Origin of the sequence: Bradyrhizobium sp. SZCCHNS30572 (assembly GCF_032484415.1) — a bacterium.
In the GTDB taxonomy this organism is placed as follows: Bacteria; Pseudomonadota; Alphaproteobacteria; order Rhizobiales; family Xanthobacteraceae; genus Bradyrhizobium.
Genome location: NZ_JAUESY010000008.1, coordinates 146,262 through 167,252, shown reverse-complemented (window position 1 = coordinate 167,252; position 20,991 = coordinate 146,262). Strand labels below are relative to the sequence as shown.

Here is a 20,991-nt window from a genome sequence, read left to right as displayed (position 1 = left end):
TCCGGCCTCGGCATCTGATGCCGGCCGCGCTGCTGCCGGAGTTGTCATGACCTCAATCGCCTCGCCCGCCGCCGTCGCTCAGCCCTCCGCCGCACGCAACCGGCTGGTGCTCGTCGTCTATACCGCCGCCATTTTCGTCAGCGCGCTGCTGTTGTTCTCGGTGCAGCCGCTGTTCACCAAGATGGTGCTGCCGCGACTCGGCGGCTCGCCGGCGGTGTGGTCGGTGGCGATGGTGTTCTTCCAGACCCTGCTGCTGGCGGGCTACGCCTATGCGCATTTTCTCACCCAGCTCCGCAGCCGGGTGCTGCCGATCGCGATTCATCTGCTGCTGCTCGGTTTCGCCATCCTGGGCTTGCCGCTGTCGATCGCGAGTAGCTGGGGCGATCCGCCGACCTCGGGCTACGGGCTGTGGCTGCTTGGCCTGTTCACCGTGTCGATCGGCCTGCCGTTTTTCGCGCTCGCCGCCAACAATCCGCTGCTGCAGGCGTGGTTCGTGCGCACGGGTCATCCGGCCGCGCCCGACCCGTATTTCCTCTATGCGTCGTCGAACATCGGCAGCTTTCTGGCGCTGCTGTCCTATCCTCTGCTGATCGAGCCGATCTTCAGCCTGCGCATGCAGAACCTGATCTGGACCGTCGGCTATGGCCTCCTGATCGCGCTGATCGCCGGCTGCGGCGTCCTGCTGTTGCGGTCGCCCGTGATCGTGACGAGCCTGCTGCACACCGGCGACAGCCATGCGCCGGCGCCACGCTGGCTGCTGCGCCTGCGCTGGATTTTCCTGGCCGCGGTGCCCTCCGGCCTGCTGATCGCGGTGACCGCGCACATCTCCACCGACGTCGCGGCCGCCCCCTTGCTGTGGGTGCTGCCGCTGTCGCTCTATCTGCTGACTTGGGTGCTGGTGTTCCAGTCGCGGCCGCTGCTGCCGCACAAATGGATGCTGGCGCTGCAGCCGCTGGCGATCGCCGGCGTCGTCGTGCTGCTCGCCTTCGGCGGCGAGCAGAATCTCGCGCTCACGCTCGGCGGTCACCAGCTCTGCTTCTTCATCATCGCCATGGCCTGCCATGGCGAGCTCGCGCGCACGCGCCCGCCGGCCAAATATCTCACCGGCTTCTATGTCGCGCTGTCGTTCGGTGGCATGGTCGGCGGCCTGTTCGCCGGCTTGATCGCCCCCTTCACCTTCTCATGGGTTGCCGAATATCCGATCCTGCTGGCGCTGGCGGCGCTGTGCCGGCCCGCGGCCAACGAGCGCTTGCCCGGGATCACGCGCTGGTACTGGCTCCCGCTCGCGGTCATCGCCGTCGCGCTGCTGGTGCCCGCCGGCATGACCGGTAAGGTCACGACCTATCTCGAGGACCACCGCGTCTATGTCGCGGGCGCCGTGGGTGTGCTCGCAGCGCTGCTCGCTCTGCTGCTGAACGGTGGCCGCTGGAAGGTGTTCGCGACGGCCGCGCTCGCGCTCGTCCTGATCCGCGCCTATCCGGCCGATGACGGCCGCGTCGAGACGGTGCGCAGCTTCTTCGGCGTGCACAAGATCGTGGTGACATCGGACGGGCACTACCACGTGCTGATGCACGGCACGACCATTCACGGCGCGCAGAAATATCTCAACGCCGATGGCTCCAAGGTGACGGGGCGGCCCGAGCCGATCACCTACTATCACAAGGACGGCGGCATCGGCCGCGCCATCACCGCGATCCGGAAGCGCAAGGGCGCGCCGCTCAAGGTCGCCGTCATCGGCGTCGGCGCCGGCACGCTCACATGCGCAGCCGAGCCTGGCGAGAGCTGGAAATTCTTCGAGATCGATCAGACCATGGTCGACACCGCCAGCGACACGAAATATTTCAGCTACATCAGGAACTGCGCGCCGGACATCAAGCCCGTCATCGGCGATGCCCGGCTGACCTTTGCCAAGGAACCGGACGGCGCCTACGATCTGATCATCGTCGACGCCTATTCCTCGGATGCGATTCCGATCCATCTGGCGACGGAGGAGGCGATGGCGATCTACAAGGCGAAGCTGGCGCCGCAGGGCGCCGTCGTGATGCACGTCTCCAATCGCCATCTGGAGCTGGAGAGCGTCGTCGTCGGCATCGCCGACGCCAACGACCTGAAGAGCTGGGTCTACAACGAGGACTCCGGTCGCGACGACGAGTACATCTTCTCCACCGACGTCGTCATCAGCGCGCGCGAGGACGCCGACGTCGGCAAGCTGGCCTCCTCGGACAAGTGGACCGAAACCGAGCCGACCGACGGCGAACGGGTCTGGACCGACGATTATTCGAACATTCTCGGCGCGGTGTATCGGCGGCTGCGCGACGGCGAGTAACAGGGCACTGCCGCCGTTCGACGTCGCCGGGCCCGGATCGCCGTGATGATGGCGTCTGCGCCCAAAGAGGTGCGCGCCTCGTCAGCGGCGGGCCTCGGTTGCATTGCCGCATCGATTTCTCGAGCGTCTGATCACCGACTTTGCTGTACCGCATCGCAAAACGCAGTGGTTTCGCGCTTTCTGTGCGGGCCTCTGTTGCGTGCCCGTCATGACCATGCTACCTTGAGGTGCGCCCCTCATTTGAAGCCGGTACTTTGCGCGTCTTCGAATGGGTGGGTTGGGGCACGCACGCGCAGTCGAGCTCGATCGCAAACTGAGCGGTGAGGGACCGGTCTGGTCGTCTTGCCCTGAGCGAACGATCGCGCGGACGCTGTCCAGATCGAGGTGCTGTTCGTCCGGGCGGAGCCAGCGGTTCGGACGAGAGACGACTGTTCGCGACTAGATATCGTTCGACTACAAAATGCCGGCCGCATCAAAGCAGGCCGGCTTCACATGGGAGGGGTTCAATGAAGCGTCTTTGGATTGCCGGTGCGTCTGCCTTGTTGTCGATGGCGCTCGGTCTCGGCTCCGCGGGAGCCGCGGACAAGAAGGTCCTCGCCTTCGTCGTCAATGGTGCCTCCGACTTCTGGAAGATCGCCGAGGCCGGCGTGAAGAAGGCGCAGGGCGAGCTGCCCAATTACAACCTGCAGCTCAAATATCCCGAGCAGGCGGCAGCCGCCGTGCAGCAGCGGATGCTGGATGACCTCGTCGCGGCCGGGGCCGCCGGAATCATGGTGAGTGCCGTCGATCCGAAGAACCAGACTGAGCACCTCAACAAGATTGCCGCACAGACGGTGCTCTTCACCACCGACAGCGACGCCCCGCAATCCAAACGCATCGCCTATATCGGCTCCTCCAATACCGAGCTCGGCAAGGATGCCGGCAAGCTGATGCTGAAGGCGCTCCCGAACGGCGGCAAATGTGTCGGCTTCGTCGGCCTGCTCGGGGCTGACAACGCTCGCGAGCGCATCGAAGGCGTGAAGGAGACCATCAAGGGATCGAAGGTCGAACTGGTCGACGTGCGCGGCGACGAGATCGACCAGACCCGGGCCAAGCGCAATGTCGAGGACATCCTGGCAGCGATGCCGGACGTGAGCTGCCTGGTCGGTTTCTATTCCTACAACACCCCGCGCATCTATGAGGTGCTGAAGGAGGCCGGCAAGCTCGGCAAGATCAAGATCATCGGCTTCGACGAGGATCCGATCACGCTCGGCGGTGTCAAGGACGGCGCGATCGAGGGCACCGTCGTGCAGCAGCCGTTCGAGTGGGGCTATCAGGGCATGAAGCTGATGGCGAAGGTTGTTGAGGGCGACAAGTCGGGCGTGCCGGCGAACGGCATCATCATCGTGCCCGGCAAGGTGATCGAGAAGTCGAACGTCGACGACTTCATGGCGCAGATGAAGCAGATGCTGAAGAAGTAGCGCGACGGCCGGCGTGCGCGAGCCCTTCCTCGAGCTGATCGACATCGGCAAGACCTATCCTGGCGTGGTCGCGCTCGACCACGCCAGCCTGTCGGTCGCGCCCGGCGAGGTGATCGCCCTGGTCGGCGAGAACGGCGCCGGCAAGTCGACCTTGATGCGCGTGCTCGGCGGCGTCGTCGAGCCGAGCAGCGGCACGATCCGGATCGATGGCACGGCGCGGACCAGCTACACGGTGGCGGACGCGATCGCGTCCGGCATCGCCTTCGTCCACCAGGAGCTGAACCTGTTCGACAATCTCGATGTCGCAGGCAACGTCTTCATCGGCCGCGAGCCGGTCTATGGCGGTCCGCTGCGGCTGATCGACCGGGCGACGCTGCGAGCCAGGGTGCGCCCGCTGATCGCGCGCCTCGGGGCCGATTTCGAGCCGGAGACGCCGCTTGCCGAGCTGTCTTTGGCGCAGCGCCAGCTGGTCGAGATCATGAAGGCTTTGTCGCTCGATGCGCGCTGCGTGATCATGGACGAGCCGACCTCCAGCCTGACGCTGTCGGAAACCGAGCGGCTGATGCAGGTCATCGCCGGCCTGAAGGCGGGCGGGGTCAGCGTCATCTTCATCACGCATCGCTTGAACGAAGTCATGCAATGCGCCGATCGCGCGATCGTGCTGCGCGACGGCCGCATGGTTGGCGCGCTCACGCGGGACGAGCTCAGTCCTGCCGCGATGATCCGGCTGATGATCGGCCGGGACCTGCGGTCACTCTACGTGCCGCCGGCCGCGCCGCCCGGCGAGGCCGTGCTCGACGTGGTGGAGGCCGTGACCGCGACCTATCCCAACCAGGCCGTCAGCCTGCAGCTCCGGCGCGGCGAGATCCTCGGGCTTGCAGGTCTCGTCGGCTCCGGCCGCACCGAGCTCGCGCGCGGCATCTTCGGCGTCGAGCCGCTGCTGGCCGGGGGCATCAGCCTGGAGGGCGAGCCGATCCGCATCTCGACGCCGCGCGCGGCGATCGATCGCGGCATCTATCTCATTCCGGAAGACCGCAAGGCCTGCGGCCTGCTGCTCGACCTGTCGATCGCCGAGAATATCTCGCTGCCGGATCTCGCCTCCTATCTCAGCTTTGGACTTGTCGACATCAGGCGTGAGACCGAGAATGCCGACCGGCAGCGCGAACGGCTCAAGATCCGGGCGTCCGACGTCAAGGTCTCGGTCGGCACCTTGTCCGGCGGCAACCAGCAGAAGGTCGTGCTCGCCAAATGGCTGTCGATGCGGCCAAAGGTCTTGATCTTCGACGAGCCGACCCGGGGCATCGATGTCGGCGCCAAGCAGGAGATCTACGACATGCTGCGGCGGCTGGCGGATTCCGGCGTCGCGATCCTGATGATCTCGAGCGACATGGAGGAGGTGATCGGGGTGAGCGACCGGATCGCCGTGATGCATGAAGGCATGATTTCGGGCTTCCTGGCCCGCAACGAGTTCAGCGAGCACAACGTGCTTCAGCTCGCCGTCGGCCATACCGTCTGAGCGAGGGCGCCCGTGCAGAAAAAAGATCTCAGCCTGCTGATCCTGATCCTGGTGGTCGGCGCCGTCGTCGCCTTCATCAACCCGCGCTTCCTGCTGGTCGGCAACCTCTCCAATACCGCCAACCAGGTCGGCATGTTCGGAATCTTCTCGATCGCCGAGGCCTTCGTCATCATCGTTGGCGGCATCGAGCTCGCCGTGGGCTCGGTGATCGCGTTGCTCGGCGTGCTGTTCATCGACCTCATCGTCAACCGGGACGTCGACTGGGTCGCCGCCTTGTTCCTCATCCTCGCCGGCGGCGTCGCCATCGGCATGGTCCACGGCACGCTGGTGACCAAGATGCGCATCCAGCCCTTCGTGGTGACCCTGTGCGGACTTTTGATCTATCGCGGCGCGGCCCGTTATTACACCGAGGATGCCACGGCCGGCTTCGGCTACGGCGCGAGCTTCCCGGCGCTGGAATGGTTGGCCGCCGGCCGCACCGATGTCCTCGGCTTTCCACTGCCGCATAGCGTCGTGGCGCTCGCCATCGTGGCCGGCATCGCCTGGCTGGTGCTGCACCGCTCGGTGTACGGCCGCTATTTCTACGCGGTCGGCAAGAACGAGGAGGCGGCGCGCTACTCCGGCATCCGGTCCGATCGGGTGACGATCGCGGCCTATGTGATCTGCGGCGCCCTGACGGCGCTCGCCGCGGTCCTGCTGGCGATGTACACCCGCTCGATCTCGCCGGCGGTACACGGCTCGTTCTACGAGCTCTATGCGATCGCCGCAGCGGTGCTCGGGGGCTGTTCGCTGCGCGGCGGCGAGGGCTCGGTCATCGGCGTCGTGCTCGGCACAATCCTGCTGCAGATGCTGCAGAACCTGGTCAATCTGCTGGGCATCCCGAGCTCGCTCAATTTCGCCGTGATGGGCACGGTGATCCTGATCGGCGTGCTGGCCGATCAGTATTTCGTGCAGCGGCGCGCGCGCATGCCGACGGCCCGCGGGCAGGCCAGCGCCGATCGCGCGTCCGCCTCGCTCGAGCGGGTCAACGCCGAGTGAGGAGGCGCCGATGCGCTGCGCAACAGCGCCCGGCCGCGAGGATCAATGCGCGATCAGTCCTGATAGGTGTAGTAGCCGCGCGGCTGATAATAAGAGCGCGGCTGGTAATAGCGCGGCTGCGCGTAGCTCGGATTGCCGTTTTGGTAATCGTACTGCTGCTGCTGCGGATAGGCCTGGGCGTCATAGACGCGCCGGGCCGTGCCGCGCGGCGCCGGATAACGCACGCCGTTGTCGCTGCCGTCGGCGGGATAGATGTAGCCGTCATCGGGCCGCTGCTGCGGAACGACCTGGCGTCCGGGCAGCATCTGTGGCTGCGGCGTCAGCACGACCGGCTCGCCACTGTCATCATACTGCTGCGGCACGTCGCGGCGGGCAACAGCGGTGCCGCGGCGTGGATTGCGCGCCAGCGCCACCTCGGCCGAGCCGGTCAGGGTCACCGTGGTGTTGAGCACGCCGTCCTTTTGCACCAGGTCGTAGAGCGTCGTGGCATTCGCCTTCGACAGCCGGACGCAGCCGTGAGACGCGGGGGTGCCGAGCCGGCCCTCCGAATCCGTGCCGTGAATCGCGTGACCGACCTTCGTGAAGAAGATCGAATGCGGCATCGGTGCGTCGTCGAATTCCTTGGAAAAATGATCGGCCTCCATGCGGAAGGCGCGGAACGAGCCATTCGGCGTTTCCCGTGAGGGAATGCCGGTCGAGACTGGCCATCGATAGCGCTCGACGCCATCGACGGCGACCGTCATGATCTGGCTGTTCTTGTCGACCGTGATGTCGATCTTGGCCAGAGCCGGCGTGGCCGACAGAAAGGCGAAGCCGGCAACTGCAAAAAGGATGGTACGCATCTAACCTCTGGCCTCCAGGGCCCTCGACTGTGGAGAGACCTCAAAACGGGACTTTAACGCCCAGGTCATCGCCTCGGCCTGCACTATGTCGGAATTGCCGGCTTTGTTCCAGCCGAGGGCAGCCTCAACCTTAATGTCGGGCAGGACCAGGACAAAGGCTCCCCGCGTTCATCGGCGCTGACATTTTCGCGACCGCGGATGGTCTTTCATTCCGGCGTTTTGGGACCTCTCTAATCGGTGCAATTCGTCACGACCGCGCAACTTTTTGGCCGCATCCGCGTTTCAAGGATTCCCCCATGCGGTTCCCAGGACTCAAAATGTTGACGATGAAGGCCAAGACGGCGGTGCTCGATGATCGCGCGCCGCAGAAGCTGACCTATCTGCTGGCTGCGCTCGCGCTGGTCGTCCTGGCGCTGGCCTGGCTGGCGCTGCCGCAATTCGCCCATGCCCAGGGCATTATCCGTGGCGCCCACGAAGGGGCGCACGAAGGCAACCGCATCGCCGGTCCGGTGGGCGGCGTCGTCGGCGGCGCGGTTGGTGCCGGCGTCGGCGGAGCCGTGGGCGCCGTCGAAGGCGTGCTCGGCATTCCGCACCGCTCTTATTACCACCGGCACTATCACTGCCGGGGATACCGCGACGGCTACGGCCGCTTCCACTGCTACCGCTGAGTTGAGGCGCCGGCTCAATGCTTGAGCCGGTAGCCCGTCTTGAAGATCCACCAGATGATCGTCATGCAGATCGCCAGGAACAGCAGCGTCACGCCGACGCTGATTTCCACCCTGACGTCGGCGATCTCGTAGAAGCTCCAGCGAAAGCCCGAGATCAGGTAGACCACCGGGTTGAGCAGCGCGATCGAATGCCAGGTCGGCGGCAGCATGTTGACCGAGTAGAAGCTGCCGCCGAGGAACGTGAGCGGCGTCACCACCAGCATCGGGACCATCTGCAGCTTCTCGAAGCCGTCGGCCCAGATGCCGATGATGAAGCCGAACAGGCTGAAGGTCACGGCCGTCAGCACCAGGAACGACAGCATCCACACCGGATGCTGGATGTGCAGCGGCACGAACAGCCCGGCGGTCGCGAGGATGATCAGCCCGAGAATGATGGATTTCGTCGCGGCCGCGCCGACATAGCCGAGCACGATCTCGAAATGCGAGATCGGCGCCGAGAGGATCTCGTAGATCGTGCCGATGAATTTCGGGAAGTAGATCCCGAACGAGGCGTTGGAGATGCTCTGGGTCAGCACGGACAGCATCACGAGGCCGGGCACAATGAAGGTGCCGTAGCTGACGCCCTCGACGTGGCTGATGCGCGAGCCGATCGCGGCGCCGAACACCACGAAGTAGAGCGACGTCGACACGACGGGCGACACGATGCTCTGCAGCAGCGTGCGCCAGGTGCGCGCCATTTCGAACTTGTAGATTGCGGCGACCGCGCGAAAATTCATTGCCGCACCAGGCTCACGAAGATGTCTTCAAGGGATGATTGCTTGGTCTCGAGATCGACGAAGCGGATGCCGGCGGTCCTGAGATCGCCGAGCAGGCTGGTGATGCCGGTGCGCTCGCCCTTGGTATCGTAGTCATAGGCGAGCCGCCAGCCGTCGTCCGACAGCGCCAGATGATAGGGCGCGAGCGTCTCGGGGATGGTCTCGATCCGGTGTTGCAGATGCAGGCTCAGCCGCTTCCGGCCGAGCTTCGCCATCAGCTTGGCCTTGTCCTCGACCAGCACGATCTCGCCCTTGTTGATGACGCCGACGCGATCGGCCATCTCCTCGGCTTCCTCGATGTAGTGCGTGGTGAGAATGATGGTGACGCCGGCGGCCTTCAGCTCGCGCACGACGTCCCACATCCCCTTACGCAGCTCGACGTCGACGCCCGCGGTCGGCTCGTCCAGGAACAGCACCTGCGGCTCGTGCGAGAGCGCCTTCGCGATCATCACGCGGCGCTTCATGCCGCCGGAGAGCGTGATGATCTTGGCGTCCTTCTTGTCCCAGAGCGACAGGTCCTTGAGGATCTTCTCGATCAGGGCGGGGTTCTTCGGCTTGCCGAACAGCCCCCGGCTGAAGCTGACCGTGGCCCATACGGTCTCGAACGAATCGGTGTGCAGCTCCTGCGGCACCAGCCCGATCAGCGCCCGTGCGGCACGGTAGTCGCGGTTGATGTCGTGGCCGCCGACCGCGACCTTGCCCGCGGACGCATTGACGATGCCGCAGATGATGCTGATCAGAGTCGTCTTGCCCGCGCCGTTGGGCCCGAGCAGCGCGAAGATCTCGCCCCGCTCGATCGCGAGATCGACATTGTTGAGCGAGGTGAAGCCCGAGGAATAGGTCTTCGACAGGCCGGTAACGGAAATGACGGGAGCCATCACGGGGATTCGATGCGAGGGATTCGATAAAGAGCGGGGGAGCTGCGCGGAGGAGGGGGCGCAGGCGAAGCGCTCAGATAGGGACGGCGATGCGTTCGCGCAATCGTGCGCGCCGCCCTCGATCATGTCGCTTGTTGGGCTTTTCCGTGGCCGATATGGCTGAGTGTTGCCGCTCAGCCACGTCTGAGGAGGAACGCCGCCTTGCGATGTCCGACGATGTTGCGTCCGCGAGCATCTTGGGTACGGTCGCGCCGTCTCGACATTTCCGCCGCGGAGAAGGACCGATGACGGCACGCGCCAGCACCGTTCGACCCACCTTCAAGCGCAGCCTCTCGGCGCGCTGCTTTGGCATGGTGGCGCTGGCCGTTGCGCTGGCTCTGCCGCTCGGCACCGGATCGGTCCGGGCGGCACCGAGCCCGGCGGCCGCAAGCGCCGCCAGCACCACGCATGTCTATCTGCTGCGCGGCGTGCTCAACATCTTCTCGCTCGGGCTCGACGACATCGCCGCCAAGCTGGATTCGCAGGGCATTCCGAACACGGTCGCCAATTTCGTGTCGTGGTCGTCGCTCGCCGACGAAGCGGCTGCCGCCTATCGCGCCGGCCGGATCAAGACCATCATCCTGGTGGGCCATTCCTCCGGCGCGACCGCGCTGCCGGACATGATCAACAAGCTCGGCCAGCTCGGGGTGCCGGTGAAGCTCGCGATCGGGCTCGATTCGGTGTTCAAGACCAAGCTCGTCGGCGGCAACGCCGAGCGCTACATCAATTTCTACATCGCCAGCGGTGCCGGCGAGCCGGTCCGCCGCGACGACGGCTTCCGCGGCAAGCTCGAGAATGTCGACGTCCAGTCGGTTCCCGGTGTCGGCCACGTCACGATCGAGAAGAACCAGATCATGCAGCAGAAGGTGATCGGTGCCATCGATGGCGTGGTGTTCGGCGGCCGCGGCCGCCCGGCGGCGCCGCCGACGCGCATGGCCGCGCCGCAGCGCGCGGCCAACGTGACCGGCTACCGGTAGTCGGCGGCCGCGCCACTGGGCGCGCGCCCCAAAATGCTCCCATTCGGCGGCGACAAACGGTATGGCAGGGAGGGATATGACCCTGCTTGATCTCAGCCGAGAGCTTTCCCGGGAGCGCGAATGACCAGCGTGGCGCGAATCGCGAGGCGGTGGCTCGGTCCAGCCAAGGTGGCTGCCGGCAGGAGACTGCTCGCGATCCTCGTCACCGCACCTTTCCTCGCCGGACTTGCCGCCCCAAGCATCTCGCGGGCCGCCCAGCCCGGCGCTGCGTCCGCCCCCGCGCCGACCAGATCCGCCAAGGCATCCCCGGCAGCAACCCCCGCGGCGATCCGCGCCGTACCGACTGCGCCGCCCGAGATCAGCCAGCCGCTGCCGCCGCCGCGGGTGTACCTGTTCCGCGGCGCGCTCGGGCCGCTGTTCTCGACCGGGATGGATCGTCTGGCCGAAAAGATCGAGCAGGCCGGCTACCGGGCCAGTGTCTATGAATTCACGCTGTGCGACCTGATCGCGCTCCAGGTGGCCAAGAACTACCGCCAGGAGCCGGGCCCGATCGTGCTGATCGGCCATTCGATGGGCGGGCTGTGCAGCGTCCGCATCGCGATCACGCTGCAGGAGCAGAACATCCCGGTTGCCCTCGTCGTCACCGTCGATCCGGCGCATGCGACCAAGAGCGTGCCGCCCAACGTGCAGCGCTTCATCAACCTGTTCCTGTCCGACAACATTCTCGGCGGCGGCGACGTCAAGCCGGAGCCCGGCTTTCGCGGTCACTACGCCAGCTTCGACATGAAGGATCATGATGAGGTCACGCACATCAACATCGACAAGATGGAGGACGTGCACGCCCAATTGGTCACCATGATCAGCCAATTGTCGCAGACCTCGGCCACCGCCGACGCGGAGCCGGTGCCGCTGCGCTATTTGGTGCCGCCGAAAGCCTCCGTGGAGCTGTGGGACAGCGGCACTGCTCTGGCGGTACGGCCGGGCGAGACCCTGGACCAGATCGCCACCAATTATCACGTTCCGCTCTGGGCGCTCCAGCAATCCAACCGCGGCCTCGCCACCCAGCCGTTGGTCCCCGGCCAGCGCATCATCCTGCCGCGCCACCTGCTGCCGCAGGCGGCAAACCAGTCGCCGCAGCCGCCTTCGGAAGCCCAGGCCAGACGCTGAGCGCTCTAGCCCGGCGGCAGGAACGGAATGATCATCGGCACGCGCTGCCGGTAGGTGACGTAATCCGGCCCGAGCTCCTGCGCGAGGAAGACCTCTTCCATCTTTGCCTTCCAGGCCATCCCGAGCGAGATCAGGACGGCGCCCAGCACGGCGGTCACCGTGCCCACCGCGATGCCGGTGGCGATCATGCCGAGGATCAGCCCGGTATAGATGGGGTGACGGACCATGCCGTAGGGGCCGGTGTCGATGACCTTGTGGCCTTCCTTGTGGGTGATCGCGTTGGACCAGAAGCGGCCGAGATGGATGCGCGCCCACCAAGTGAAGGCGATGCCGGCCAGGGTGACGACGGTCAGCAGGTAGACGCCGGTCTCACCGGGAGTCCAGAACGGTTTCTCGCCGAGCAGGCGCGAGGTCCACGGCGTGAACAGGATGCCGCCGAGCACGATCAGCGCGTGATAGCGGCTGGTCTTGATCACCGTCACATGCTTGCGGGTCTGCCCCGACCAGAACGAGGCGCCGACCCAGCTCGCGAGCCAGATCAGCCAGATGATGGCCAGCAGCGAGGTGGGCCAGGTGGTGGTCCATCCGCTGAACGCAAACGACGAGATGGGGCTGGCATCGCCGGACATGTGTTGGAACCGTTATGAGACCTGGGACCGGCTGCTCTTAGCTATTCGGCCGCGGTGCGAAAAGGGTGTTGTTTACCGTCGAGCCGCTTTCCCGGCTCGGAACCGAGCAGAAAGCCGATCGTCTCGCGCAAGGTCGGCTCGATCGGGCGCGGGACGTAGCCGAGCTCGCGTTTGGCCCTGTCGATCGACAGATCCGAGGCCGCGCGGGCGATCCGCACCCCCTCGGCGGTGCCGGACGGGCAGCGCTTGGTGAGGTGATCGGAGACGAGCTCGAGCATGCCCGCCGACAGCTCGGCCAGCCGGCCGGGCACGGCGACCGCGACATGTTTGCGGCCGCTGATCGCCGCCATGAGATCGAGGATCCGGCTGAGACGCAGGCTCTCGCCGCCGAACACGTAGCGGCCGCCGACCTTGCCGCGCTCCATCGCCAGGATCAGGCCGTCCGCGACGTCGCGGACGTCGACCAGGTTGACGACGAAGTCGAGATAGAGCTGGAGCCGGCTGTCCAGGAAGTGCCGCAGCATCTGCGAGGGCGGTGTCAGGTTGCTGTCGTGCGGCCCGATCGGCATTGTCGGCGTGCCCACCACGACGGGGAAGCCGTCCGCCGCGGCGGCCATGGCGCGGGCCTCCGCCAGCGCCTTGGAGCGCGTATAGGCGCCCGGCATCGCCTCGGCCGGCGGTGCGGTCGGTGCCGATGCGGCGCCGGTCGAGCCGGGATAGTTGAACAGGATGGATTCGGTCGAACAGTGCAGGAACCGGCGCACCCGGCCGGCGCGCGCCGCCGCCAGCACCGTCTCCGTGCCCACGCAATTGACGCGGTAGAAGTCCTCGCGGTCCGGCATCCACATGCCGGGCAGTCCAGCCAGATGATAGACCTGATCGACGCCGGCGACCGCCTGCTTCACCAGGCCCGCATCGAGCACCGAGCCTTCGATGTACTCGACGTCAGCGATCATGTGGCTGGGGCAGCGAATATCGAGCACACGCACCTCCGCGCCCCGCGTCGCGAGCGCAGAGACGAGGTGATGGCCGATGAAACCGCTGCCGCCGGTGACGAGGACTTTCATTAGGGGCGCGAGTGCTGATCGCCTTGAAGCCGGTCCGATGCGAGCCGATCCGGCGACCAGTCCGGCGCGATGAGGTCGGACACCGAAGGCCGCAGACCCAACGCCATGTACAATTTCGCCATCACGAACATCGGACCGAGAAAGAGATGCGCCGGATGATCCAGCAGAGATGGATTGTTGCGCTCGAACACCTTGTGGCCCACGGCCTGCGAGACAAAGCCGAAGATGATGAGCGCGGCAAACAGCGCCCAGAAGGCGACGCCATGGACGTGATCGGCGATCATCATGGCCGCAGCAAGGAACAGAACGGCGAAGGCCAGGATGCCGGCCCCGAGTGCGGCATCGAGCAGCAGCCAGTAGAGTAGGACGGGCAGCGCCAGCACGGCGCCGAGGCCGATCCGGATGCCGAACGCGTCGAAATGCCACAAGCTCAGGGGCAGCACGGCGCCCAGGAACAACAGGATGATCCCGAACACATGCATCAGGCCGTTGCGCGGATCGCGATGGTATTCGACGTAGTCGACCATCTGGCGTCGGAACATGGCGTTCATGGCTGGCTCGCTCGTCAATGAGATCGACCGTCGCTCAATCGACGGCCGCAAAGAGGGGGCTATACCATCAAGCGGCTGCATCGACAAACCCGGCAATCACGGCCCAGCAGCATTGCCGCGCGACCCGACTTGAAAACAGGTTCCATTGGCGCCTGTCGGGAATAGCGTATCGGCAACCTGCTGAGACAACAGTCGCACCTGCAGCGCGCTGGGTTCATGGCCTCAGCGCAGGTCTCAATTGCATCAACTGCGATGCTTGCGCGGGGCCTGCTTGTGGGGCGCTGCCGGGGCAGGGGCCGAAGGCGGCGGCGCGGCCTCTTCTACGGTCTTTGCGATCGGGATGATCTGGATCTGCTGATTGACGGCGGCGGTCGGCTTGGACGGGTCGAGCAACTGCTCCTCGCCAAGTCCGATCGATTGCAGCCGCTTGACCGAGATCTTGAAGGTGTTCGCCAGGATGTCGCGGATCGCGTCGGCGCGGCGCTGGCTCAGGATGACGTTGGCCTCGCGCTTGCCGTTGGCCTCGACATGGCCGACGATCAGGAAGGTGTAGGGCAGCAGATCGGAATACACCATCGCATCGGCGATCCGCCCGACGGTCTGGTACGATTCCGGGCGCACGATCGGCGTGTCCACGTCGAACTGGATGTCGACGTTGAAGGCCGGCAGATTCATCAGCTCCGGCGCGATCGGCGGACGCTTCTGCGGCGGTGGCTCGTTGCGCCCGCGCGACCTGGAACGCTCCTGCGTCTGCTGCTTCAGCGCCGGCAGATCCAGCGTGGGTGCGGTTTCGAAGCGGCCGAGCTGGCGCACGATGTCCTCGCGACCCGGCTCCTGCGACCAAGCGGGCGCGCTCGCGGCCATCAGCGAAGCCACGATCGGCCCTGACAGCAATGATCTCGCGGTCCGCCGCATCAGCGATACCCCGCTTCGCCCATCGCCTGCTGACACCGCGCGCTCACGCCGTTGGCCGTCATCAGGCACGGGATCGATTTGCTCGTCTCCTTCGTGGAGCCGCCACACAGCTTGACGATCTCGCGCTGGCAGGCGTTGGCGACCGTGACCCGTGCCGCGATGCGCTTCTGGATCGCCTCGAACGCCTTGAAATAGGTCGCCTTGCACTGCGCGGAGACGACGTCCTGGTTGCGCGAGAGGCATTCCTTGAGGCGGTTGGAGTCGAGATTGACGCCGCGGCAATTGGCGGTGATGTCGGCGCCGCAGCTCGACGCGATCAGCCCCGCGGAATCGCCAAAGCTCATCGTCTGCGCCGCCGCCAGCGAGGGCACACACAGCGCGACCGCAACACTCAACAGAATGTATCCCCGGACCATGCAGTCATCTCATACGACGCGAGCTGCCACGGTCAAGGCCTAACAGCGGCGAAGCTGTGGGACGTTGATGAAGCGGCCAAATCTGCCAGTCTCGGAGACGTTCAGCAGGCGCGTTCGGCTGCAAATGACCGGCCTCTGGAGCGATCGTCGGTCAAAAAGTGGATTTCAGGACGCGATCCATCTCGGCGAAGAGCCGTCCCTGCTCGGCAACGAGCTTGTCGACGATGTCCGTCGAAACCACCAGGCGGTTTTCGGGGGACGTGGCGTTGGCGCCAAAGACATAGACCGTGTATCGCCCGAGCGTTTCGATCGCGAAGCCGGCATGCGGATCATATGGCAGCTCGATCGCTCCGTGCTCCATCGGGTTCGACGTCAGCAGACAGGCCTGGCCCACGAGCTCGATAGCGTCCAAGGATGCGGCGATGGTCGTGGCCCTGGGAGCTGCCGACGGGTAGTTCTGACCGATCCAATCGAACGCCTGAGCCACCGTGCGACCGCTGCGTGCGACATCATCGATCACCAGCGGCTTGAACAGGACGGGAGGGCCGATGAAGCTGGACGCCAATCTCACGCCGGTGCTGTCACCCTCGAGGGGGATGACGGGAATGTCCAGCCGCAGATACTCCTTGACGAACCGCCCCACGGAGGCGCCGCCGCGATTCAGCGTGAAGATCGCATCGGGGACCAGATCGTTCGCGAAAGCGGCAATCCTGCCCAGACCGGAAAGTGTCTGGTCAGTATCGATGCGCCGGATCGCCAGCACGGGGCTTGCGCTCTCGATCGATCGAACGAGATCTTCGATCTTCTCGAACAGAGAGTGTTCGGCGTTCGACGGCCCCTTGTCTGCCAGCGCTTCGATCAACCGGACGAGATTGGCCGACGTTCGTGCCGAAAACAGCCGGTTGGTTCCGAATGGATTGGCCGGTTCGATCGTGAGGAATCCCGCCTCTCGTCCCAGCGTGGCGATCTGGTCGATATCGGCGAGCCGCTGCGAGGCCCAAAGATGATCGACGTGAACCATCAGCGCGTCGATATAGCCTTCCAGCCGCCTGGCCAGCAGTTTCTCGCGGGCGAGCATGTTCAGGAATGCCGGAGCTGCAACATGTGAGCCGACGTCATGTCTCGTCCTGGTCGGCTGGCGAACGTCGGCGGACGCGGTCGCTGCGGCTGCCGCTGGACGCCGGCTTTCCCGCCACGCCGTCACCTGAGAATGCATCGCCTCGAACTCCGCGATGCGCTGGTCGATGGCCTGTTCGCCCTCGCGTTCAACGAGGCTGTTGTAGTTCTTCCGCGCCCCCGCGCGCCGTTCGGGAGGCGTGCCGGTCAGTTCGAGGAGCTGCTCGATCTTGGCACCTGCGGTCATGACCCACCATCTGCCCAGGACGCGAAAGAGACGCCCTCATGAGCGAGAAACTGCTTCACTTTCTCCATCAGCTCATCGATCAGAGACGAGCACTGAGTAGGTAGTCCCTTACTTTCCACAATGCTAGCTGCTAGTCCTTTCTTTTCCTTCAAGCTGGCATCGAGACGTGCCTGCTGATCGGCATTCAGGTAGGGCCAGAGCGCTTCGAGTTCCGCCATGCAGCTCTCCTGCGCCAGTCCGGCCGCAGAACGTGAGGCTAGCACGGCCTCGGCGCGGTCTCCTAGCTCCGCCAAACCCAGAATTCGGGTCAAGGAGAGCGCGCGCTTGAGCGCTTTGACGAGCTTGCCCGCCTGTCGGTGAGCCAACATGTCGCGGAGCAGAAACTTGAGATAGCGCAGAAGCTCCTCGGGGACGACCAGCGGCCAGGGCGGGTTGCCGTCGGCTGTGAGCACGGCCTCCTGGAAGACGAAGCTGCGGCTGGCCGCACCCTTGCTCCGATCGGACGGATCGGAAGGCAGCACGACGTTCGATACCGGCATCACGCCAAATGGCGTGACGCCGTCGACGAAGTCGAGCTTGATCCGCTCGCTTTCGGTCGCCAGCGAACGCAGCCGACCCAACGCGGTGATGAGGTCTTCCCACGGAGCCTGATACTCTCGATCGAATTTGACCCGAACCAGAATGGTCGGACCATCACGACGCATGAGACGTTCGACACGATTGGCGATCTCGCTGCCATCGTCGAAGATGTATTGGGCAAGGTCGACATCCCCCAGCGCGGCCACCCGTCCAGCGAACGTCGTGGAGCCGGACAAGACGACGTTCCCGCGTCCCTCCAACATGCTTCGTTCCGCCACGCTGACGAGCCCGTCGAGGGTGATCGCGCTGGGGAATGCAAACGCAAGCGGCCAAGGTACGTAGACCGTCCAGGACCCGCTCCGGGTCGTGAGGTATCCGGCATGCTCGGCAGCAACACTCAGCCGTTCGTCCGGATCACAATGGGCGCTCTGGAAGGCATACTCCTGAACCAGTCGCTTGAAGCTGCCGATGATCAGCTCCGGAGCCGTCCCTCGCTCGGCATCGACGGCCAACGCAATAATGTCATTCGGCGTGAAAGGTGCAGCCATGGAGCTATGCCATGAAATTTTACAATCATAGCTTTAGGCCCGAACTTCAGCAAGCACCGCCGCTCGCGCGGGGTCACGCCCGCTGCACGAAGCTGTCGACGACGTGCTTTTCGCCGGCCTTGTCGAAGGCGATGGTCAGCTTGTTGCCGTCGATCTTGACGACGCGGCCATAGCCGAACTTCTGATGGAAGACGCGGTCGTCGAGGGCGAATTCGGATGTCGTGCCGGTGGATTTCGCCGCCAGCTCGCCCTCGATGGTCATCGGTCCGCGCTTGCCACGGCCGAAATGACCGCCGAAGCCGCTGCCGAACGGATCACGGCCCGAGAACGGCGACGGCTCTTCCTTGAAGCCGCCCTCCGACGAACCGCGCGCTGCGCCCGGCCGACGTGCCTGCGCGCGCTGCCAGCCCGGCGTGGAATAGCTCGATCCGAACGATTCCACGTTGTCGAAGCGCGACGGGCCGTAGCCCCCGGCGCCGCCCCAGCCCGAGCCGCCCTTCGACTCGGTGATCTCGACGCTCGCCGCGGGCAGCTCGTCGAGAAAGCGCGACGGGATCGTGGTGGTCCAGGTGCCGTGGATGCGGCGGTTGGTGGCGAAATAGATCTTGGCGCGGCGCCGCGCGCGGGTCAGGCCGACATGGGCGAGGCGGCGCTCCTCTTCCAGCCCGGCGCGGCCCTGCTCGTCAAGCGTGCGCTGGCTCGGGAATAGCCCTTCCTCCCAGCCCGGCAGGAACACGTTGTCGAACTCCAGCCCCTTGGCCGAATGCAAGGTCATCAGCGACACCGCTTCCTCGTCGGCCGCGCCCTCGCGGTCCATCACCAGCGAGATGTGCTCGAGGAAGCCGTGCAGGTTCTCGAACTCCTCCATCGAGCGGACGAGCTCCTTGAGGTTGTCCAGTCGCCCGGCCGCATCGGCCGAGCGGTCCTTCTGCCACATCTCGGTGTAGCCGCTCTCGTCGAGCACGATCTCGGCGAGCTCGGTATGCGGCGTCACCTCGCGCTGGGCGCGCCAGCGCTCGAACTGCAGGATCAGCCCGCGCAGCGAGCCGCGCGCCTTCGGCTTCAGCTCGTCGGTCTCGACCACCGCGCGCGCCGCCTCGAACAGCGGGATGCGGCGCTTGCGGGCGTGGTCGTGCAGCATCTGCACCGTGGCATCACCGAGCCCGCGCTTGGGCACGTTGACGATGCGCTCGAAGGCGAGGTCGTCGGCCGGCGAGTTGATGACGCGCAAATAGGCCAGCGCGTCGCGGATCTCGGCGCGCTCGTAGAAGCGCGGGCCGCCGATCACGCGATAGGGCAGGCCGAGCGTGACGAAGCGGTCTTCGAACTCGCGCATCTGGTAGGACGCGCGCACCAGGATCGCGATGTCGTTGAGATGCTCGCCCTTGCGCTGCAGCTCCTCGATCTCCTCGCCGATGCCGCGCGCTTCCTCCTCGGAATCCCAGGCGCCGGTGACGGTGACCTTCTCGCCCTCGACGTCCTCGGTATGCAAGGTCTTGCCGAGCCGGCCTTCATTGTGGGTGATGAGGTGCGAGGCGGCGGCGAGGATGTGCCCGGTGGAGCGGTAGTTGCGCTCGAGGCGAATGACCTTGGCGCCGGGGAAGTCGTGCTCGAAGCGCAGGATGTTGTCGACCTCGGCGCCGCGCCAGCCATAGATCGACTGATCGTCGTCGCCGACGCAGCAGATGTTCTTGAGCGGCGGCGTGGCGCCCTGCGCGGCGTCGTCATTCCGGGGCGCACCGCCAGGTGCGAACCCGGAATCTCGCAGTTGGTTATCCTCAGCGCGGGATTCCGGGTTCGGCTCTTCGAGCCGCCCCGGAATGACGGAGGATGGGGCGACGGCACGCGACGAACTCGGCGCCTGCGACAGCAGCCGCAGCCACAGATATTGCGCGACGTTGGTGTCCTGATACTCGTCGACCAGGATGAACTTGAAGCGGCTCTGATATTGCCGCAGCACGTCAGGGTTCTCGCGGAACAGCCGGATGCTCTCCAGCAGCAGGTCGCCGAAATCGGCGGCGTTGAGGATCTTCAGCCGTTCCTGGTAGCTCGCATAGAGCTTGCCGCCCTTGCCGTTGGCGAACACGGCGGCCTCGCCCGAAGGCACCTGGGACGGCGCCAGGCCGCGGTTCTTCCAGCCGTCGATCAGGCCGGCCAGCATGCGCGCCGGCCAGCGCTTGTCGTCGATGTTCTCGGCTTGCAGCAACTGCTTGAGCAGGCGGATCTGGTCATCGACGTCGAGCACGGTGAAATTGGACTTGAGCTGCACCAGCTCGGCATGGCTGCGCAGGATGCGGCCGGAGATCGAGTGGAAGGTGCCGAGCCAGGGCATGCCCTCGACCGCCTGTCCGAGCATCTCGGCAAGCCGCGTCTTCATCTCGCGTGCGGCCTTGTTGGTGAAGGTCACCGACAGGATCTCGCTCGGCCGGGCGCGGCCTTGGCTCAGGATATGCGCGATGCGCGTGGTCAGCACACGGGTCTTGCCGGTGCCTGCGCCGGCGAGCACGAGCACCGGGCCATCGAGCGTTTCGACCGCCTCGCGCTGCTCCGGATTGAGGCCGGCCAGATAGCGCGCGCCACCGGTCGCGGCGGCGCGGGCGCGCGCGGCGATGCCGCCGGCAACGGGCTGGTGGTCAGGCGCAGGAAAGGGGCTCACGCGGTTGGGCTCGGTCATCAGCGAATCAGTCTCGTCCCTCGGATGGCATCATATGACGGCATCACGAGGTCTGCAGGAAGGAGCCCTCATAGCAGGGATTGACGGCTATATGGGGCCGGCGGGGGCATTTTACAGCCCTAATTCGGGGCAGACGGACGCCGCTCCAGCTTCGATGGGCGTTTGTTCCGGCAAATCGCGAATTTTTAGCGGCCCGCGCGCCCGGAACCTTTGTTCCGAGCCACGATTGTCCTGGCAACGGCGCAAGCTCCGCGTCGCTTTGAACCGCAATCGAGAGACAGAGGTCGTGTCATGTTAGGCTGGGTTGTCACCTTCCTGGTTATCGCATTGATCGCCGGCATCCTCGGCTTCGGCGGCATCGCCGGTGCGTCGATCGAGATCGCCAAGATCATCTTCTTCATCGCCATCGTGCTGTTTCTGGTTTCGGCCGTCGTGGGCCTCGCCCGCGGCCGCAGCCGCGTGTAGTCGGCCTCATCCCTGACAATGAGGTCGGCGAAGGGCGCAGTGCCTCGCAAGAGGTGCG

Annotated in this window: 19 protein-coding genes; 8 read left to right on the top strand and 11 right to left on the bottom strand. The window is 65.4% G+C overall.

Going from position 1 to position 20,991, the window contains the following annotated elements; genetic code table 11:
* Positions 1 to 46 precede the first annotated feature (46 nt).
* The 4 genes from QX048_RS23300 to QX048_RS23285 all read left to right on the top strand — a co-directional run bounded on the left by QX048_RS23300 (position 47) and on the right by QX048_RS23285 (position 6,340).
* Positions 47 to 2,326: a fused MFS/spermidine synthase gene (locus tag QX048_RS23300; protein ID WP_316200735.1), complete on the top strand. Its 2,280-nt coding sequence runs from the start codon at positions 47 to 49 to the stop codon at positions 2,324 to 2,326.
* Positions 2,327 to 2,832: 506 nt separating this feature from the next.
* Entirely contained in the window at positions 2,833 to 3,786 is a 954-nt protein-coding gene (locus QX048_RS23295) for a sugar-binding protein (protein ID WP_315713416.1), read from the top strand.
* Between the two features lie 13 nt (positions 3,787 to 3,799).
* Positions 3,800 to 5,302, top strand: coding sequence for a sugar ABC transporter ATP-binding protein (locus QX048_RS23290; RefSeq protein ID WP_316165959.1), 1,503 nt, complete (start codon positions 3,800 to 3,802; stop codon positions 5,300 to 5,302).
* A 12-nt stretch (positions 5,303 to 5,314) separates the two neighbouring features.
* Positions 5,315 to 6,340 carry an ABC transporter permease gene (locus QX048_RS23285; protein WP_315752444.1) on the top strand — a complete coding sequence of 342 codons (1,026 nt, stop codon included), beginning with the start codon at positions 5,315 to 5,317 and terminating at the stop codon, positions 6,338 to 6,340.
* A gap of 53 nt (positions 6,341 to 6,393) precedes the next feature.
* Here the strand turns inward: QX048_RS23285 and QX048_RS23280 are convergent, their stop codons facing one another.
* Positions 6,394 to 7,182 (bottom strand): L,D-transpeptidase, encoded by a 789-nt coding sequence (locus QX048_RS23280; protein WP_315713413.1) that lies wholly within the window; start codon positions 7,180 to 7,182, stop codon positions 6,394 to 6,396.
* Positions 7,183 to 7,499: 317 nt separating this feature from the next.
* Here QX048_RS23280 and QX048_RS23275 point away from each other — a divergent pair, with 317 nt between their 5' ends.
* The gene (locus QX048_RS23275; RefSeq protein ID WP_316165961.1) at positions 7,500 to 7,850 is read left to right on the top strand and encodes a hypothetical protein; all 351 of its coding nucleotides are present in this window, start codon (positions 7,500 to 7,502) and stop codon (positions 7,848 to 7,850) included.
* Between the two features lie 14 nt (positions 7,851 to 7,864).
* Here the strand turns inward: QX048_RS23275 and QX048_RS23270 are convergent, their stop codons facing one another.
* Positions 7,865 to 8,626 carry an ABC transporter permease gene (locus QX048_RS23270; protein WP_315713411.1) on the bottom strand — a complete coding sequence of 254 codons (762 nt, stop codon included), beginning with the start codon at positions 8,624 to 8,626 and terminating at the stop codon, positions 7,865 to 7,867.
* A complete protein-coding gene (locus QX048_RS23265) occupies positions 8,623 to 9,543 on the bottom strand; it encodes an ABC transporter ATP-binding protein (RefSeq protein WP_315752447.1) in 921 nt (306 codons plus the stop codon). Before QX048_RS23265 ends, QX048_RS23270 begins: the two co-directional genes overlap by 4 nt.
* Positions 9,544 to 9,827: 284 nt before the next feature.
* Between QX048_RS23265 and QX048_RS23260 the strand changes: the two genes are divergently transcribed.
* Together QX048_RS23260 and QX048_RS23255 are read left to right on the top strand one after the other, a co-directional pair.
* On the top strand, positions 9,828 to 10,559 hold the full coding sequence (locus QX048_RS23260) for a hypothetical protein (RefSeq protein WP_409999196.1): 732 nt from the start codon (positions 9,828 to 9,830) through the stop codon (positions 10,557 to 10,559).
* A gap of 120 nt (positions 10,560 to 10,679) precedes the next feature.
* Positions 10,680 to 11,726, top strand: a complete 1,047-nt coding sequence (locus QX048_RS23255) for an alpha/beta fold hydrolase (RefSeq protein WP_315825266.1) — start codon at positions 10,680 to 10,682, stop codon at positions 11,724 to 11,726.
* A gap of 5 nt (positions 11,727 to 11,731) precedes the next feature.
* On the opposite strand, the gene QX048_RS23250 is transcribed toward QX048_RS23255, so the two are convergent.
* From QX048_RS23250 to QX048_RS23215, 8 genes are all read right to left on the bottom strand, one after another.
* Positions 11,732 to 12,355 carry an isoprenylcysteine carboxylmethyltransferase family protein gene (locus tag QX048_RS23250; protein ID WP_315752449.1) on the bottom strand — a complete coding sequence of 208 codons (624 nt, stop codon included), beginning with the start codon at positions 12,353 to 12,355 and terminating at the stop codon, positions 11,732 to 11,734.
* A 41-nt stretch (positions 12,356 to 12,396) separates the two neighbouring features.
* Positions 12,397 to 13,422, bottom strand: coding sequence for an NAD-dependent epimerase/dehydratase family protein (locus tag QX048_RS23245; protein WP_315825265.1), 1,026 nt, complete (start codon positions 13,420 to 13,422; stop codon positions 12,397 to 12,399).
* Entirely contained in the window at positions 13,422 to 13,973 is a 552-nt protein-coding gene (locus QX048_RS23240) for an Mpo1-like protein (protein ID WP_315825264.1), read from the bottom strand. Before QX048_RS23240 ends, QX048_RS23245 begins: the two co-directional genes overlap by 1 nt.
* A 243-nt stretch (positions 13,974 to 14,216) precedes the next feature.
* On the bottom strand, positions 14,217 to 14,888 hold the full coding sequence (locus tag QX048_RS23235) for an OmpA family protein (protein ID WP_315713405.1): 672 nt from the start codon (positions 14,886 to 14,888) through the stop codon (positions 14,217 to 14,219).
* Positions 14,888 to 15,304 carry a hypothetical protein gene (locus QX048_RS23230; protein WP_315713404.1) on the bottom strand — a complete coding sequence of 139 codons (417 nt, stop codon included), beginning with the start codon at positions 15,302 to 15,304 and terminating at the stop codon, positions 14,888 to 14,890. The genes QX048_RS23235 and QX048_RS23230 overlap by 1 nt, the downstream gene beginning before the upstream one ends.
* 151 nt (positions 15,305 to 15,455) lie before the next feature.
* The gene (locus QX048_RS23225; protein ID WP_315825263.1) at positions 15,456 to 16,382 is read right to left on the bottom strand and encodes a hypothetical protein; all 927 of its coding nucleotides are present in this window, start codon (positions 16,380 to 16,382) and stop codon (positions 15,456 to 15,458) included.
* A gap of 281 nt (positions 16,383 to 16,663) precedes the next feature.
* Positions 16,664 to 17,794 carry a hypothetical protein gene (locus tag QX048_RS23220; RefSeq protein ID WP_315825262.1) on the bottom strand — a complete coding sequence of 377 codons (1,131 nt, stop codon included), beginning with the start codon at positions 17,792 to 17,794 and terminating at the stop codon, positions 16,664 to 16,666.
* A 73-nt stretch (positions 17,795 to 17,867) separates the two neighbouring features.
* Positions 17,868 to 20,468: an ATP-dependent helicase gene (locus QX048_RS23215; RefSeq protein ID WP_315825261.1), complete on the bottom strand. Its 2,601-nt coding sequence runs from the start codon at positions 20,466 to 20,468 to the stop codon at positions 17,868 to 17,870.
* A 291-nt stretch (positions 20,469 to 20,759) separates the two neighbouring features.
* Between QX048_RS23215 and QX048_RS23210 the strand changes: the two genes are divergently transcribed.
* Positions 20,760 to 20,933 carry a DUF1328 domain-containing protein gene (locus QX048_RS23210; RefSeq protein ID WP_006614063.1) on the top strand — a complete coding sequence of 58 codons (174 nt, stop codon included), beginning with the start codon at positions 20,760 to 20,762 and terminating at the stop codon, positions 20,931 to 20,933.
* Positions 20,934 to 20,991: the final 58 nt, after the last annotated feature.